Below are 14,060 nucleotides of genomic sequence, written 5' to 3' on the forward strand. Positions count from 1 at the left end.
CGGTTGTGCTGCCGTGGCGCGAATCTGCGGGGTTCACCGCACTCGCCCGTGGAAATGGACGCAGCCGAAAGACAAGGGCGGCACGGACGGAGTCATCCCCCGTGAGCATGCCGAGAAACTGATCAAAGCCGGTCATGCCATCGGCTTTGACGTTCCGCCTTCGGCCTTCGTCCCGGCCTTTGCGGGGGAAGAGCGATGACCGAGGCACCGCAAGACAAGCGCATGTTGGTGGCCGGGGCGCTGATGGCAGGCCTGGGCTATGAGGACGCCGCGGTCCAGCATGATTTTCCCGTGGCTGAGGCTCGGGCGATCTTCGCTGACCTGCATCAGAAGCGGCTGCTCGGCCTGATCGTCGCCGAATCACGCCGGCGGGCGGCCAGGCCATGACGGCGCTGCCGCAAGTTGAGGGCGGCTGGCAGATCGTCTATGCCGACCCGGCGTGGAAGTTCGCCAGCAATAGCGCCGCGAAGCCGGGCCGGAACTGCCGCCGGCACTATCCCACCATGACGGTCGAGGACGTCGCCGCCATGCCGGTGCGGGAGATCGTCGCGGATCAGGCGCTGCTGTTGCTCTGGATCACGGTGCCGCATGAGCATCGGGCCAATGAGGTGATCTCGGCCTGGGGCTTCAAACCGATCTCTCGCTTGGTCTGGGACAAGGGCAGGATCGGCACGGGTTATTGGGCTCGGAACCGGCACGAGCCCTGCATCATCGCCAAGCGCGGCCGCTTTCCGTGCCCCATGCCGGCGCTCTTCCCGACCAGCATCATCCCCGGCACGCGGCGCGAGCATAGCCGCAAGCCGGAATGGATTCCCGAAATCATCGACGCACGACTGCCCGACCTGCGGAAGATCGAGCTTTTCGCGCGCCGCGAACGCCCCGGCTGGACCGTCTGGGGCAATGAAACCAGCCGGTTCGAGCCGGCGCACATCACCATGCCATAGGGGACAGTCACATGAACATGCAGACCACGACCGTCGCGCCGGCCCGGCACCAGCTTTTCAATCCCAAGACCCGCACGCTCCAGTTCCGCGCCTGGCAGATCGCGCAGCGCGAGGGCGGGAACGTCACCCGCGAACAGATCGCGGCAGAGTTGGGGATCGAGATGTCCCGCATGATCCGACTGCTGCGCGACGAGAAATGGGCGTCGGCCCTGCGGACGAGCCGGCTCGACCTTAACGACCGGCCCAGGCACGAGGTCGGATTCGTTCGCGAGGCCGAGGACTTTGCCCGCCAGCTCGGCGCCGTTCTCGCTGGTCAATACGAATAAGGGCCAGCCGGTGACCGTCAGCTATGAGCAGGCGCGCCGCTTCTACGCCGCGATCCGGGCCGAGCGCCTGGACCTGGGCGACGCGGCCCGCCGGGCCCGGCTGAAATTCCATGAAGCCGCGGAGATATGGGCGAAGGGCGTGGCCGCGAAGCGCCTGCGCATCGCCGAAGATCATCCCGGCTTCCGCTACATCGAGGAACTGAAGGACGATGGCTCCTAGAACGAAGCCGATCAAGCACGGCACCAGCACCGCCTATATCCGGCACAAATGTCGATGCGATGCATGCCGATCCGCGGAAACGGAACGGCAGCGGCGCTGGCGTGCGCGATGGATCGCCGGTGTGGCTGGCTCGCGTAGCCAGAATAGCACCGTGGTCGTGCCAGTCTCCGTTCGGGGGACCGTTTACCCGTCCATCACCGCCGCCGCTCGCGCGCTTGGCGTGATGCCCAGCACGATCAGCGGACACCTGTCGAAGCACGGGCACTGCGATCTTGTCGGCGTGGGATACAAGGGCCCGAACCGCAACAAGGGCGGCCACCATTCCACTCCTTGTCTGATCCATGGGCGCAAGTTCCGCAGCATCAAGGCGGCGGCCGACTATCTCGGCGTGGGCTATCCAGGCCTCTACAAGGCGATGACCCGCGGCATGTCGCCAGCCGTGTCGGACAAGCTTCTGGTCGCCCTGATGCGCGCCGACGCAGCGGCCGCGGCAGCGAGGATGGCCGCAGAATGACCGCGCTCCGTGTGTTGATCGCCTGCGAATGCAGCGGCATCGTGCGTCGCGCCTTTGCCGATCTCGGCCACGACGCATGGTCCTGTGATCTGATGCCGGCCGAGGACCGCAGCAACCGTCACATCGTCGGGGATGTGCGCGACCTGCTGCATGATGGCTGGGATCTGCTGGCGGTGATGCATCCGCCCTGCACCCGGCTTGCGAATAGCGGGGTTCGCTGGCTGTCCGAGCCGCCGAAGAACCCGCCCGACGAGGCGACGGATTTCGAGAAGGCGCGTTGGTCGAGCATGACGCGCGAGATGAAGCTGGCCGTCATGTGGCGGCTGCTGGACGAAGGCGCCGAGTTATTCAGCGTCTGCTGGAACGCCCCAATCCCGCGCGTCGCGGTCGAGAACCCTGTGATGCACAAGCACGCCAAGGTCCGCATCCGCGGCTATCAGCCGTTCGCGCAGAGCGTCCAGCCGTGGCAGTTCGGGTGCGACGAAGCCGGCCCGGACAACGTGAAAAAGCGCACCTGCCTGTGGCTTCGCGGCCTGCCCAAGCTCAAGCCGACCGGCACACTGGATGGCAGCACGGCACGCGACGAGATCCACCGCGCGGCGCCGGGGCCGAACCGCAAGGCGGATCGGTCGCGATTTTTTCCCGGCCTTGCGGCGGCGATGGCCGCGCAGTGGGGCGGATATGCAGCCGAGAGGATGGCGGCATGATCCAGCACATCGTCAACATCAGCGGCGGCAAGGACTCGACGGCCTGCTACCTGCTGGCGCTCCAGCGCGGGGTGCCGTTCCGGGCGGTCATGGCCGATACGGGCAACGAGCATCCCGTCACAATCGAATATGCCGAGCGGCTGGCCGAACGCACCGGGGGCCCCCAGGTTGAGATCTACCGGGCCGATTTCAGCGAACGGATGGCCAAGAAGCGCGCCTACATCGCCGCGCACTGGCCGGCCAAGGGTGTGCCGCAGGCGGTGGTGGATCGTGCCATCGCCGTGCTCCAGCCAACCGGCATTCCGTTCCTCGACCTGTGCCTGTGGAAAGGCCGGTTCCCGTCGCGTCGGGCGCAGTTCTGCACCGAATTTCTGAAATCAGAGCCCATCGGCAAGCAGGTTATCGACCCCGCGCGCCGGGCCGGCCCCGTGGTGCAATGGCTGGGCGTCCGCCGCGCCGAGAGCCTGGCGCGGCGCAATGCGCCCATGTGGCAGACCGTGAGGACGCCCGGGCTGCATGCCATGCGGTTCTATCGGCCGCTGATCAACTGGTCGGCCGAGAACGTGTTCGGCTATGCCGCCGCGCACGGGCTAGATCCGAACCCGCTCTACCTGCAGGGCATGGGTCGCGTCGGCTGCTTCCCCTGCATCAACGCCAGCAAGGGCGAGATCCGCGCCATCGCGCTCCGCTTCCCCGAGGCCATCGACCGGATCGCTGAATGGGAAGCGATCTGCGCCGAGTCGAGCAAGCGCGGCTGCGGGACGTTCTTCGCCGCCGATGTGACCCCGGAAGGGGCTGCGCTCGCCAAGCAAATCAGCCGCATCGAAGATCGCGAGGCCCGCAACGCGGCCAGCGCCACCACGCAATGGCCCACCGCCCGCCAGGTCGCGGATTGGGCGCGCACGGATCGCGGCGGCCGCCAGTTCAACCTGCTCGATGCCGCGTTCGCCGAGGACGAGGCGCTTTCCTGCTCCTCTCAATATGGGCTGTGCGAATGAGTTCTTGGGAACCCTGCCTCGGCGCGTCGGACGAATGGTATACGCCTGCCTATATCTTCGACGCTCTGGGCGAAACCTTCGATCTGGATGTGGCAGCACCATTTAATGGGCCAAGTCACGTCCCGACAGACTCGTGGATTTATGATCGCAGCTTGGAGCGGGCGTGGGCAGGCTTCATCTGGATGAACCCGCCATTTGGCGGTCGTAATGGGCTGGTGCCATGGCTGGACAGGTTCTTCCAGCACGGCAACGGCATCGCCCTGACGCCGGATCGCACTTCCGCGCCTTGGTGGCAGGACGCAAACCGCCGCGCCGATGCCACACTGTTCATCGCCGGCAAGGTGAAATTCGAGCGACCAGACGGGTCGGTCGGCAAATCGCCCGGCACCGGGACGACGCTTTTCGCCGCTGGTGATCGCGCTGTCTGCGCTTTGGTGCGGGCCGAAGGCAGCGGCCTTGGCGCTGTCATGCGGAGGATTGCAGCATGAAACCCGTCACCCGCATCATGCGCCCCTACGATGGGAGCGCCCCGGGCATCCCGAAGGCGAAGCGGCCCGCGCGTCAGCGCAAGCCCGACGCGCTGGACCAGATGCTCGCCGTCACGCGCCGCCGGCCAGCGCCGGCGTCCCAGCTGCCCCAGATCATCTTGCCTTGGCCGCCGACCGAGTTGTGGCCGAACCGCCAGAAGGGGCGGCACTGGACGCACAGCTATCGCGCGAAGCGCGCCATGGTCAAAGCGGCGGCCAACGCCTGCATTGTGGTTGGATACCACCACATCACCGTCGCGCCCGGGACGATCCGGGTCCGCTGGATTGCCTGCCCGCCCGCGCGGCACCGCTGGGACGATGACGGTCTGACCGGTGCCCTGAAAGCGGCCCGCGACACAATCGCCCGCGCCTTGGGCGTCGATGACAGCCGGTTCGATGCCAGCGTCGAGCGCGGCGACCCGTGCCGCGACGGCGCGGTGATCGTCCGGATGGAGGTGATCTGATGGCGCGCATCCGAACCATAAAACCCGAATTCTTCAAGCACGAGGATCTGTTCGATGCCGAACAGGAAACGGGCTTGCCCCTTCGGCTCGCCTTTGCTGGCATCTGGACTGTCTGTGACAGGGAAGGCCGCTTCGAATGGCGTCCTCGAGCCATCAAGACCGATGTTCTGCCGTATGATGATGTCGATTTTTCACGCGTGCTTGACGCGTTGGCCACGCGTGGATTTGTCGTCAGGTATCGCGTCGCCGGTAAGGATTACGGCTATGTCCCGGGCTTCAGCCGCCACCAGGTGATCAATAACCGCGAATCCGACAGCAAACTGCCGGAGCCACCGCAAGCGCCTGATATTCCTGATTATTCGACGCCTGCGCCACGCGTGAATGACGCGTCACCCACGCGTCACGATCTTGCACAAGCGGAAGGGGAAGGGGAAGGGGAAAGGGAAGGGAATATAGATGGTGGTGGTTACGCGCAGGCGCGCGAGCCGATGCCCGACGCCCCGACCTTCCGCGAGCAAATGCTCGACGCCTTGGGCGTCAGCCCGTCTGGCCTGACAGGACCGGGCGGCAAACAGATCTGCAGCAGGGTGGACATGGAGCTTGCCGAGCGATGGCAACGCGACCTCGGGCTGACACGCGACGCCATCCTGATCGTGATCCGCGAGACCATGGCCGCCAAACGCGACGGCCCGCCAAGCACCCTTCGATATTTCGACAAGGCCATGCGGCGCGAAGCTGCGCGCCAGGCCGAACCTCCCCTCCAACCCGCACCGTCAGACGAGGTGAACCATGACCGCCAACCTGCCCGTGACCGGCGCGAAGCTACCGCCGCTGACCGCCATCAACGCATCATCCTTGCCGCCGCAACAGCTCGCGCGCCATCGCGCTGAGATTGCGGAGGTCGTGGAAACCATCCTCAGCGGCTACTGGCGCGACGACATGCCAGATCGCCAAAGGGCGATGATCCTCGCGGACTGGTGCGACGAACTGGAAAACTGGAAGGTCGACCAAATCCGCTGGGCGATGCGGAAATGGCGCGAAACGAACCCGAACAAGAAGCCTAACCCTGGGCATATACTGGGAATTCTCAAGGATGGCTGGGGCAAAGCTATGGTCGACCAAACCCGCGCCGCGCTCGCCCCGCCGGTCGAGTCCCCGAAAGAGCGCATCAGCGACGAACGCCGGCGCGCCATCCTGGCCGAAGCCGGTCTTCGCGATCCACTCGCCGCCAAGACCATCAACGGCATCACGCCCAGCGATTCCTGAAAAATCCTGTAAGGAGATAACATAACATGCGCAACCTCATGCCCATCACGCGCCCCATGGGCGCCGCAGACCTCACGCAAGCCGCCGAGGAAGCCGGGAAGATGGCCCTGGCACTCTCGGACCTCGCCCGCGGCGTCGCCGCCTATGAGGCCGCCACGGGCGTCGCTATCGCCGTGGTCGATGCCGACAAGGCCGTCACGGCGGGGGCCGATATGGCGTCCGGTCCAGATGAAACGGTCATCTCCAAGCTGTTCAGAGATGCCGTTACGACCGGCACCGGCTTCATGCTGGGTGGCAAGCGGATCGACCCGGCCGAGGTGGCCTGTCGCAACGACGAGGACAAAGACCACGTGCCGCTGTCGCCCGCGCTGAAACCGCTGTCCGAGGATGCGCTTTCCGCTGCCATGGACGTGGGGCGCCGGGCAGTGCGTTCCGATACCGCACCGTTCTGGCAGGGAAGGGAGATCCCGGCCGATCTGCTGAGCGTGGTGCAGCACATCACCAAGATCGGCCCCTGCGGCTCGAAATGGGGCTTCGAGCAGGACCTCGAGATGATCGAGCGCGCCATTGACGGTCAGACCGAAAAGCTGATCGCAGACGTGATGGAGTTCAGCGCGAGCCACATCCGGCAGCGGTTCAACAAGCTCGTGGACCGCACCAACGCCAACGGAAATCGCTTCACCCGTGAGCAGGTCCGGGACGCGCTGCGCTGGATGCTGGAGCGCGACCAGGCACCGGCGTTCTGAACTCGCCCATTGCGCGAGGATAGGTTTGGCGGATAATGTGACCCAAAACGTGACCCAGAATCCGCCAAGCCTGAGACGACATGCCGGCACCGAAGGACAGCCTGAACGCACGCCAACTGGCATTCTGCCGGGAATTTTGCATTGATCTGAACGCGTCGGCTGCCGCGCGCCGGGCCGGCTATGCCGAGCGCACCGCGGGGCGACACGCCGCCGACATGATGCAGGATCCGAGGATTCAGGCTGAGATCGCCCGCTTGACCGCCGCCAAGGTCGCCCGCGCCAGCATCGAGGCCGACGAGATCGTTGAGCAGCTGGCCAACATCGTCCGCGCAGATATCAGCGACGTGCTGACCTGGGGCATGGCCGAGGTCGAGGACAGCGAAGGGCTGCCGATGACCCTGCCGAACGGCGAGGCCATCCTGCGCCCGACGATCTCGGTCATCGACAGCAGCCGCCTGCCGCGCTCGATCACCGGCGCCATCGCCGAGGTCAGCATGACCGACAAGGGCACCTTCAAGATCAAGATGCATGACAAGGGCGCCGCCATCGAAAAGCTGATGCGGCACCTCGGCATGTTCGAGAAGGACAACAAGCAGGTCGCGGATGGGCTGGCGCAGCTGATCGAAGCCGCCCAGGGCACCACCCTACCGCTCGCGCCGCGCTCCATGGCCACCACAGCGCTCGAGGGCGCCGATGAATGAGCCGATGGGACTGGACCAAGCCCAGATCGGAGCCGCTTCCCGCGCCCAAGACGCCACAGGAATGGGCGCGCTGCCTGGCCGATCCGTGGTGGCGGATCTGCTCCGGCGTCCTCTACAAGATCATGATCAAGGGCGAGGCCACGGACGGTGGCGAGCCGCCGGTGACCATCTCGCCCTTCCTGCCGAACATCAACCAGATCCGGTTCCTGCACTCGCTGCACAACCTGAACGTCATCCTGAAGGCGCGGCAGCTCGGGTTCACGACGCAGGCCAGCATCCTGGCGCTCGACCGGGCGCTGTGGGTGCCGAACCAGCGGTGCGGCATCATCGCGCAAGATCTGGACGTGGCTGCGGAGATCCTGCGGGACAAGGTGAAATTCGCCTATGCGCACCTGCCGGAGCCCTTGCGGCTGCGCATGCCTCTGGCGCGGGAGTCGGCCAAGGAACTGCTGTTCGGTCACAACAACAGCGCCCTGCGCGTCGCAACGACGATGCGAGGCTCGACCATCCATTTCCTGCACATCAGCGAGATGGGGAAGATCGCGAAAAAGACGCCAGAGAAGGCGCGCGAGATCGTCACCGGCGCGCTGCCGGCCGTGCCCGCCTCGGGGATCGCCACAATCGAGTCCACGGCCGAGGGACAGGAAGGCGAGTTCTTCGAGATCGCGACGAGGGCCGAGAAAATGGCTAAGGCGCGCATCGAGGCCGGCCCGGGCCAGTTCCGGTTCCATTTCTTCCCATGGTATCTCGACCCCGGCTATGTCGCCGACCCGCAGCATGCCCGCATCAGCCTCAAGCAGCATGCCTATTTCGACAAGCTGGAGGTCGAAACGGGCCACCAGCTCAGCATGCCCCAGCGCGCCTGGTATGTCCTGACGCTGGAAAACCGGTTCAGCGGCGACCAGCAGAAGATGTTCCAGGAGATGCCCAGCACGCCGGCCGAGTGCTGGGCGCGCTCGACCGAGGGCACCTATCTCACCGTGCAGCTGGACGCGGCGCGCGCTGCGGGGCGGATCGGCAATGTGCCATATCTGCCCGGGCTGCCGGTTCACACCTGCTGGGATATCGGCGCCGGCGATGGCACGGGCATCTGGTGCTTCCAGCAGGTCGGTCTGGCCACGCATTTCATCCGCTACATCGAGGATTGGGGCAAGGGCTACAGCCACTACGTCAACCAGCTCGGCGCCACGGGCTGGGTGTTCGGTCGCATGCTGCTGCCGCATGACGCGATGCAGCAGCGCCAGCTGGCCGACAAGATCGGTGCGCCGCTCGACATGCTGATGGAACTGCGCCCGGACTGGAAATGGGAGGTCGTGCCCCGCGTCCATGACTTCCAGGCCGGTATCGAGATCCTGCGCACCCGGTTCCCCGAAGCCTGGTTCGATGAGGCGGGCTGCAAGGAAGGTCTCGAACACCTCGCCCTCTACAAGAAGAAGTTCAACACCCGTCTCGGCGCCTTCATCGACGAACCCGAGAAGCAGGACGGACACAGCGAAGCGCCCGACGCGCTGCGCCAATGGGCGCAAGGATTCCAACCCAGCCACGCAACAGGCGAGCGCCGGAAGAAGCCGCGCCGCGCAGGAGGTATGACCGCATGAGCGTCTATCCACCCGGCCCCGAACGGCCCGGCTTTCTGGCCACAGTGCGCGCCGCCCAGCGTGACGACGATCTGGCCGCACACACCCGTCGCGAGATCGAGGAAGCCCACGAGGATCTGCACCGGGAGCGCACTGGGAAGCCGCAGGGAGCGCCGGAATGAAGGTCACGCTCTACAGCAAGCCCGGCTGCGGGCCGTGCAGCGCCACGAAGCACGCGCTGGAAAGCCGGGGTGTGCCATTCGAGACCGTCAACGTGATGGCCGACGATGCCGCGCTCGAGGCCATCAAGGGCTTGGGCTACCTGACCGTGCCTGTGGTGCTGGTGCAGGACGGGGACGCCTCAGAGCATTGGGGTGGCTTCCAGCTGGATCGCATCGCCGACCTGGCCGGCCAGCTGCGCATGCAGGAGGTCGAGGAATGACGGCCGATATCTGCAAGCTCCAGCCCGTCTCCATCGGTGAAGGCTATCGCTTCGACCCCGACGAAATTTTGGATGCCGCAAAGGGGCAGGGCTTCACCGAACTGGTCATTCTAGGGACGCTGCCCGGCGGCGAACGCTGGGTCTCGGGAAACTGCAACGCCGGTGAAGCCCTGATCCTGATGGAGCGGGCCAAGCTCGATATGATCGGAGGTGGGGAATGAAAGCCCCCGGCATCCTATCGCTCGACCGCGCGCCCGTGCTCGATCTGGAGCATATCCACTTCCAGCACGTCCACCGCGGCATCCGGATCATCGGCACCTGGTATATGGACCCCCATACGCGGCAGTCCGAACCGTGCCTGGTGCTGATGGACGCCGCCAAGCCCATCCAGCGCCGCGCCGGCGCCCGGGACCGGGCCAAGCCCTGCATTATCCTGCAGCGCGACATGTGGAAATGGACGGTCGAGCTGGGCGACACCCAGCAGCAGGCTTTCAACATCTTCCAGTGGACCGCAACCGGCGCGCTGCCCGGCACGCCCGGCAACATGCCGGATGTGTTCCGCATATTCGACGCGATCCAGTCGCGCTTGCGCGACCTGTGGTCGATGCCGCCTCTGCCCCCGAAGGCGGCCATCAAGCACAGCGCCATGCCGATTGGCGACGTGACCATCACCGAGAGGGAAACCGGCAAAACCATCCAGCAGATCGAGGTTGTCGCTTCCCATGTTCGACATTGATTTCAGCGCATCCGGGCCCATCACCGGGCGCAAGGGCCAGAACTTCCAGCGGCCCGGAGAGGTCGTGTTCAAGCGCGACGGGGCCTTGGCCCAGCAGAAGCGCATCGACCATGCCGGCAGAGTCGCGGATCAGCACCCGCTGGACCGGGCCGACGCCGTCGCGCTGCATGCCCGGCTGCTGAACCTCTACCGCTACGAGCTGGACCGGCAATGGGAGAACCGCGCCGACATGGCGCAGGACGAGGATATGTTCGACCATATCCAGTGGACGGCCGAGGAAATCGCCATCCTGCAGGAGCGCGGCCAGACCCCCATCGTTTTCAACCTGATCCAGACCACCATCAATTGGGTGCTGGGCAGCCAGCGCCGCGCCGCGGTGGATTACAAGATTCTGCCCCGGCGCAAGGAAGGGCTGGACGCCGCCACGCGCAAGGACGAGCTGCTGCGCCACCTGCGGGACGAGAACCACACCAACGACCAGAACGCGCTGGCCTTCGCCGATGCGGTGAAGGTCGGCATTGGCTGGCTCGAGACCGGCGAGGGCGATCCGACCGATGGGCCCATCGTGTTCGACCGCTACGAGACCTGGCGCAACATGCTGTGGGACTCGCGCTGCACCCGGCTCGACCTGTCCGATGCGCGCTACGTCACCCGCACGAAATGGCTGGACCTCGACATTGCCGCCGCACTCTGGCCCGGCCGGCGCGGCCTGCTGGAGATATCGACCGAGAGCCGGATCATGGCCTCGGGTCTGTCCGACTTCGCCGACGAGCCCATGGATAGCGTCGAGGACGACAGCCGGTCATCCTCGGGTTTCACCAGCGGCGGCTATGACATGCGCCGCCGAATCCGCGTCATCGAAATGTGGTTCAAGCGCCCGGTCAACGTGCAGGTGATGCGCGGCGGCGAATTCCAGGGAGAGCTGTTCGATCCATGGTCCGAGGGCCACTGGTGGGAGCTGGAGACGGGCCGGGCCAGCCTGGTCGAGCGTCCGCGCGAGGTGATGCACGTCGCGCTGATGACCGAAAAGGGTCTGCTCGAGGTTCGGCAGTCGCCGTATCGGCACAACCGATTCCCCTTCACCCCGATCTGGGGCTACCGGCGGGGCAGGGACGGCATGCCCTATGGCATGATCCGCGGCTTGCGCGACATCCAGCGCGACCTGAACAAGCGCGCCAGCAAGGCGCTGCACCACCTGTCCACCGTGCGCACCTTCGTCAAGGAGGGCGCGGTCGATGATATCGAGGAACTGCGGAACGAGGCCGGCCGGCCCGACGCGGTGATCGTCAGCCGCCCCGGCTATCCCGATCCGCGGATCGAAGCCGGCGCCGACATCGCCGCGGCCCACATCGACCTGATGAAGATGGACGCCCAGATGATCCAGCAGGTGGGCGGCGTGACCGACGAGAACCTGGGCCGCAAGACGAACGCGACCTCGGGCAAGGCGATCACGGCCCGGCAGGATCAGGGCCAACTGGCGACCAGCATGTTCTTCGACAACCTGCGCTTCTCCTTGCGCCTGCACGGCGAGAAGAAGCTGGTCAACATCGAACAGTTCTACACCGATCGGCAGTCGTTCCGCATCACCGATGCCCGGGGCAACCCTCAGTATGTCGAGATCAATGACGGGTCGTTCAGCAACGCGATCAGCCTTTTCAAGGCCGACTTCGTGATCGCCGAGGAAGATTGGCGCGCCACCACCCGTCAGGCCCAGGCCGAACAGTTGCTCGACCTGATGGGCAAGCTGGCCTCGACGGCGCCGCAGATCGTCATGACCTGCCTCGACCTGGTGATCGAGGCGCTGGACGTGCCGAAGCGCGACGAACTGGTGAAGCGCATCCGGCAGATGACCGGCGTGGCCGATCCCGACGAAGATCCGAACAATCCGAGCCCCGAGACCATGGCGCGGCAGGCCGAGCAGGCCAAGCAGGCCGAGATGGCGCAGCGCGCCGCAGAGGCCGAGCTGGGCGAGCGGGAAGCCAAGGCGGCCAAGCTGCGAATGGAGACGGCGCGCGGCTTCATGGGCCTGCGCAGCGACAACCTCGACCAGCTGAAGAAGGCCATCGAGGCCGCGATCCAGATCGCCGGCGCCCCGGCCGTGGGCGCTGCCGTGGATGCCATGATCGACATGGCCCGCGAGGACGCCCTTGCCACCGGCGAGGCCGCCCAGGGCGGGGCCCAGCCCACCGAAGCGGGAATGCCCGTTTCGGAGACACCCGTTCCCGAGGCGCTGCCCGCGCCGCAATCCCCCGACCCCGCAGCACAAGGAATGATGCAGCAATGAATGCCCATCTCGAAACCCTCGACGTGATCACCTTGGAGCGCAAGAGCAACGGCTCTTGGACCGTCACCACCCGGAACAGCATCGCGCCCGCACTGAGCGCGACGGAAGCGGTCAACATGATCGCCGCGACCGTCACGCCCGCGAATACGGGCCGCAATGTCGCCACGCTGCTCGCCGACGCGCTCGATGCGCTGACGGTGCAGCATTCGTCCCGCGAGGCCTCGCTGGCCAAGACGAAGATCCAGGAAGCCATGTTCTGGGCGGCGCAGGCGGCCGGCCCGGGCGAACCGACGAAAGGCGTGTGACATGAACACCACCACCGAATCCACGAACCTTCTGGACGCCAGCGACGATGACCTGAAAGCCATGGGGCTGCCGCCGGCGTTCACGCTGGAGGAATTGCAGGCCGCACTCTCCGACGAGGAAATCGCCAAGCTCGCCGAGGGTGACGATCCCTTGGTCAAGCTGCCCGACGCGCCGGCCAAGGCTGAGGCGGGCGAGGATGATCCCGACGATTCCGACGACGAGAAGGGCGAGACCGGCGATGATGACGGCGATGAGGACAAGGGTGATGACGACGACAAGGCAGAAGCCGAAGCCGGTGACGCGGCCAAAGCCGCCGAACCTGCTGCCGCGGCACCGGCCGACGACACCCCCGATCCGGTCTACCAGCCCCGCGACGTGAGCCAGGCCAAGGCGGTGATCGACGGCGCAGCCGAGGAAAAGCGCAAGCTGCGCGAGTCCTGGAGCGACGGCGACCTGTCCGACGACGAGTATCAGGAAAAGCTGGAGGCGCTCGCCGACCATATCGCCGATGCCAAGGCCGAGCTGAAGGACGCGGAGCGCGAGGAAGCGCGTGCCATCAAGGAAGTCGAGGACGCCTGGTTCGGCAAGGTGGATCGCTTCCTCGAGGCGAATCCCGTGTTCCGGAGCAACGATCCCATCCCCGAGCTGCAGGGCAACAGCTACCTGACCATGCTCGACACTGCGCTGAAAAGCATCGCGCGGGATCAGCGATATGCCGGCATGTCGATGAACCAGCGCATCGAGGCCGGCGCCCAGATGGTCCGGGCCTATGTCCAGCAACAGACCGGGGCCGACATTCCCGGCTATGGCCAGCAGCAGAAGCCCGCCAAGGAGGCGAAGGACAAGGCCGACCAGGCGCGCGAGGCCGCTAAGGACAAGGCCGCCAAGCAGGGCAAGCGACCCGATCCGGTGCAGACGCTGGGCAATGTCACGGCGGCGACCGAAACCGAGGCCGATGACAGCAAGTTCGCAGCCATCGACCGCGAGAAAAGCGGACTGGACCGGGAACGCGAGTTCAGCCGGCTCAGCCCGGAAGAACAGGAAGCCTACCTGAAGGGCCTGTGAGGAAGGGGCGCGTCCACCATGAAAATCACTCGCGTTCGCACCGATGCGCCGATCCTCGTCAGGATCGGCCCGGACGTGACCGTCTACATCCACAAGATCGGCGAACGGGCGAAACTGGCCGTGGACGCGCCCCGCGACCTGGATATCCAGATCGACACCGGCGATGCCCTGCGCGGGGGGACGCAACATCCGCGCTCCGACTGACCGCCGGCAGTTGCGGTGATGCCGGGGCCTGTG

At 65.9% G+C, this 14,060-nt stretch carries 22 protein-coding genes; all 22 read left to right on the plus strand.

The genetic code is table 11. The features are described 5' to 3' along the window. Window positions 1–195 precede the first annotated feature (195 nt). The 22 genes from LOS78_RS01715 to LOS78_RS01820 all read left to right on the plus strand — a co-directional run bounded on the left by LOS78_RS01715 (window position 196) and on the right by LOS78_RS01820 (window position 14,027). Window positions 196–387: a hypothetical protein gene (locus LOS78_RS01715; protein WP_230376601.1), complete on the plus strand. Its 192-nt coding sequence runs from the start codon at window positions 196–198 to the stop codon at window positions 385–387. Continuing rightward, complete coding sequence (locus tag LOS78_RS01720) at window positions 384–944, plus strand: MT-A70 family methyltransferase (RefSeq protein ID WP_230376602.1); 561 nt, start codon at window positions 384–386, stop codon at window positions 942–944. Before LOS78_RS01715 ends, LOS78_RS01720 begins: the two co-directional genes overlap by 4 nt. Window positions 945–955: 11 nt before the next feature. After that, window positions 956–1,270, plus strand: a complete 315-nt coding sequence (locus LOS78_RS01725) for a hypothetical protein (RefSeq protein ID WP_230376603.1) — start codon at window positions 956–958, stop codon at window positions 1,268–1,270. A 10-nt stretch (window positions 1,271–1,280) separates the two neighbouring features. Beyond that, on the plus strand, window positions 1,281–1,490 hold the full coding sequence (locus tag LOS78_RS01730) for a hypothetical protein (protein ID WP_230376604.1): 210 nt from the start codon (window positions 1,281–1,283) through the stop codon (window positions 1,488–1,490). Next, a complete protein-coding gene (locus LOS78_RS01735) occupies window positions 1,480–2,004 on the plus strand; it encodes an NUMOD1 domain-containing DNA-binding protein (RefSeq protein WP_230376605.1) in 525 nt (174 codons plus the stop codon). Before LOS78_RS01730 ends, LOS78_RS01735 begins: the two co-directional genes overlap by 11 nt. Further along, window positions 2,001–2,711, plus strand: coding sequence for a hypothetical protein (locus tag LOS78_RS01740; protein ID WP_230376606.1), 711 nt, complete (start codon window positions 2,001–2,003; stop codon window positions 2,709–2,711). The genes LOS78_RS01735 and LOS78_RS01740 overlap by 4 nt, the downstream gene beginning before the upstream one ends. Continuing rightward, a complete protein-coding gene (locus LOS78_RS01745) occupies window positions 2,708–3,709 on the plus strand; it encodes a phosphoadenosine phosphosulfate reductase family protein (protein ID WP_230376607.1) in 1,002 nt (333 codons plus the stop codon). Before LOS78_RS01740 ends, LOS78_RS01745 begins: the two co-directional genes overlap by 4 nt. Beyond that, window positions 3,706–4,197, plus strand: coding sequence for a phage N-6-adenine-methyltransferase (locus LOS78_RS01750; protein WP_230376608.1), 492 nt, complete (start codon window positions 3,706–3,708; stop codon window positions 4,195–4,197). Before LOS78_RS01745 ends, LOS78_RS01750 begins: the two co-directional genes overlap by 4 nt. After that, entirely contained in the window at window positions 4,194–4,700 is a 507-nt protein-coding gene (locus tag LOS78_RS01755) for a hypothetical protein (RefSeq protein WP_230376609.1), read from the plus strand. Before LOS78_RS01750 ends, LOS78_RS01755 begins: the two co-directional genes overlap by 4 nt. Continuing rightward, window positions 4,700–5,590, plus strand: coding sequence for a hypothetical protein (locus LOS78_RS01760; RefSeq protein ID WP_230376610.1), 891 nt, complete (start codon window positions 4,700–4,702; stop codon window positions 5,588–5,590). The genes LOS78_RS01755 and LOS78_RS01760 overlap by 1 nt, the downstream gene beginning before the upstream one ends. Beyond that, window positions 5,490–5,966 carry a hypothetical protein gene (locus tag LOS78_RS01765; RefSeq protein WP_230376611.1) on the plus strand — a complete coding sequence of 159 codons (477 nt, stop codon included), beginning with the start codon at window positions 5,490–5,492 and terminating at the stop codon, window positions 5,964–5,966. The genes LOS78_RS01760 and LOS78_RS01765 overlap by 101 nt, the downstream gene beginning before the upstream one ends. A gap of 26 nt (window positions 5,967–5,992) precedes the next feature. Continuing rightward, window positions 5,993–6,712, plus strand: coding sequence for a hypothetical protein (locus LOS78_RS01770; protein ID WP_230376612.1), 720 nt, complete (start codon window positions 5,993–5,995; stop codon window positions 6,710–6,712). A gap of 80 nt (window positions 6,713–6,792) precedes the next feature. Further along, window positions 6,793–7,413, plus strand: a complete 621-nt coding sequence (locus LOS78_RS01775; protein ID WP_230376613.1) for a terminase small subunit — start codon at window positions 6,793–6,795, stop codon at window positions 7,411–7,413. Next, the gene (locus tag LOS78_RS01780) at window positions 7,410–9,011 is read left to right on the plus strand and encodes a hypothetical protein (RefSeq protein WP_230376614.1); all 1,602 of its coding nucleotides are present in this window, start codon (window positions 7,410–7,412) and stop codon (window positions 9,009–9,011) included. The genes LOS78_RS01775 and LOS78_RS01780 overlap by 4 nt, the downstream gene beginning before the upstream one ends. Then, window positions 9,008–9,172 carry a hypothetical protein gene (locus LOS78_RS01785; RefSeq protein ID WP_230376615.1) on the plus strand — a complete coding sequence of 55 codons (165 nt, stop codon included), beginning with the start codon at window positions 9,008–9,010 and terminating at the stop codon, window positions 9,170–9,172. Before LOS78_RS01780 ends, LOS78_RS01785 begins: the two co-directional genes overlap by 4 nt. Next, window positions 9,169–9,432, plus strand: a complete 264-nt coding sequence (locus tag LOS78_RS01790) for a glutaredoxin family protein (RefSeq protein ID WP_230376616.1) — start codon at window positions 9,169–9,171, stop codon at window positions 9,430–9,432. The genes LOS78_RS01785 and LOS78_RS01790 overlap by 4 nt, the downstream gene beginning before the upstream one ends. Then, entirely contained in the window at window positions 9,429–9,653 is a 225-nt protein-coding gene (locus tag LOS78_RS01795) for a hypothetical protein (protein ID WP_230376617.1), read from the plus strand. The genes LOS78_RS01790 and LOS78_RS01795 overlap by 4 nt, the downstream gene beginning before the upstream one ends. Further along, window positions 9,650–10,168 carry a hypothetical protein gene (locus tag LOS78_RS01800; protein WP_230376618.1) on the plus strand — a complete coding sequence of 173 codons (519 nt, stop codon included), beginning with the start codon at window positions 9,650–9,652 and terminating at the stop codon, window positions 10,166–10,168. Before LOS78_RS01795 ends, LOS78_RS01800 begins: the two co-directional genes overlap by 4 nt. After that, on the plus strand, window positions 10,155–12,452 hold the full coding sequence (locus tag LOS78_RS01805; RefSeq protein ID WP_230376619.1) for a hypothetical protein: 2,298 nt from the start codon (window positions 10,155–10,157) through the stop codon (window positions 12,450–12,452). The genes LOS78_RS01800 and LOS78_RS01805 overlap by 14 nt, the downstream gene beginning before the upstream one ends. Beyond that, window positions 12,449–12,757: a hypothetical protein gene (locus LOS78_RS01810; protein ID WP_230376620.1), complete on the plus strand. Its 309-nt coding sequence runs from the start codon at window positions 12,449–12,451 to the stop codon at window positions 12,755–12,757. The genes LOS78_RS01805 and LOS78_RS01810 overlap by 4 nt, the downstream gene beginning before the upstream one ends. 1 nt (window position 12,758) lies before the next feature. Continuing rightward, a complete protein-coding gene (locus LOS78_RS01815) occupies window positions 12,759–13,823 on the plus strand; it encodes a hypothetical protein (RefSeq protein WP_230376621.1) in 1,065 nt (354 codons plus the stop codon). An 18-nt stretch (window positions 13,824–13,841) separates the two neighbouring features. Further along, complete coding sequence (locus LOS78_RS01820) at window positions 13,842–14,027, plus strand: hypothetical protein (protein ID WP_230376622.1); 186 nt, start codon at window positions 13,842–13,844, stop codon at window positions 14,025–14,027. Window positions 14,028–14,060 lie beyond the last annotated feature (33 nt).

Origin of the sequence: Paracoccus sp. MA, from assembly GCF_020990385.1 — a bacterium.
Taxonomy (GTDB): Bacteria; Pseudomonadota; Alphaproteobacteria; order Rhodobacterales; family Rhodobacteraceae; genus Paracoccus.

Coding starts and splice junctions, on each gene's coding strand:
- LOS78_RS01800 (WP_230376618.1), top strand. CDS start 9,650: ATGAAAGCCCCCGGCATCCTATCGCTCGACCGCGCGCCCGTGCTCGAT.
- LOS78_RS01715 (WP_230376601.1), top strand. CDS start 196: ATGACCGAGGCACCGCAAGACAAGCGCATGTTGGTGGCCGGGGCGCTG.
- LOS78_RS01795 (WP_230376617.1), top strand. CDS start 9,429: ATGACGGCCGATATCTGCAAGCTCCAGCCCGTCTCCATCGGTGAAGGC.
- LOS78_RS01785 (WP_230376615.1), top strand. CDS start 9,008: ATGAGCGTCTATCCACCCGGCCCCGAACGGCCCGGCTTTCTGGCCACA.
- LOS78_RS01755 (WP_230376609.1), top strand. CDS start 4,194: ATGAAACCCGTCACCCGCATCATGCGCCCCTACGATGGGAGCGCCCCG.
- LOS78_RS01775 (WP_230376613.1), top strand. CDS start 6,793: ATGCCGGCACCGAAGGACAGCCTGAACGCACGCCAACTGGCATTCTGC.
- LOS78_RS01740 (WP_230376606.1), top strand. CDS start 2,001: ATGACCGCGCTCCGTGTGTTGATCGCCTGCGAATGCAGCGGCATCGTG.
- LOS78_RS01735 (WP_230376605.1), top strand. CDS start 1,480: ATGGCTCCTAGAACGAAGCCGATCAAGCACGGCACCAGCACCGCCTAT.
- LOS78_RS01820 (WP_230376622.1), top strand. CDS start 13,842: ATGAAAATCACTCGCGTTCGCACCGATGCGCCGATCCTCGTCAGGATC.
- LOS78_RS01815 (WP_230376621.1), top strand. CDS start 12,759: ATGAACACCACCACCGAATCCACGAACCTTCTGGACGCCAGCGACGAT.
- LOS78_RS01720 (WP_230376602.1), top strand. CDS start 384: ATGACGGCGCTGCCGCAAGTTGAGGGCGGCTGGCAGATCGTCTATGCC.
- LOS78_RS01810 (WP_230376620.1), top strand. CDS start 12,449: ATGAATGCCCATCTCGAAACCCTCGACGTGATCACCTTGGAGCGCAAG.
- LOS78_RS01790 (WP_230376616.1), top strand. CDS start 9,169: ATGAAGGTCACGCTCTACAGCAAGCCCGGCTGCGGGCCGTGCAGCGCC.
- LOS78_RS01750 (WP_230376608.1), top strand. CDS start 3,706: ATGAGTTCTTGGGAACCCTGCCTCGGCGCGTCGGACGAATGGTATACG.
- LOS78_RS01770 (WP_230376612.1), top strand. CDS start 5,993: ATGCGCAACCTCATGCCCATCACGCGCCCCATGGGCGCCGCAGACCTC.
- LOS78_RS01760 (WP_230376610.1), top strand. CDS start 4,700: ATGGCGCGCATCCGAACCATAAAACCCGAATTCTTCAAGCACGAGGAT.
- LOS78_RS01765 (WP_230376611.1), top strand. CDS start 5,490: ATGACCGCCAACCTGCCCGTGACCGGCGCGAAGCTACCGCCGCTGACC.
- LOS78_RS01805 (WP_230376619.1), top strand. CDS start 10,155: ATGTTCGACATTGATTTCAGCGCATCCGGGCCCATCACCGGGCGCAAG.
- LOS78_RS01745 (WP_230376607.1), top strand. CDS start 2,708: ATGATCCAGCACATCGTCAACATCAGCGGCGGCAAGGACTCGACGGCC.
- LOS78_RS01725 (WP_230376603.1), top strand. CDS start 956: ATGAACATGCAGACCACGACCGTCGCGCCGGCCCGGCACCAGCTTTTC.
- LOS78_RS01780 (WP_230376614.1), top strand. CDS start 7,410: ATGAGCCGATGGGACTGGACCAAGCCCAGATCGGAGCCGCTTCCCGCG.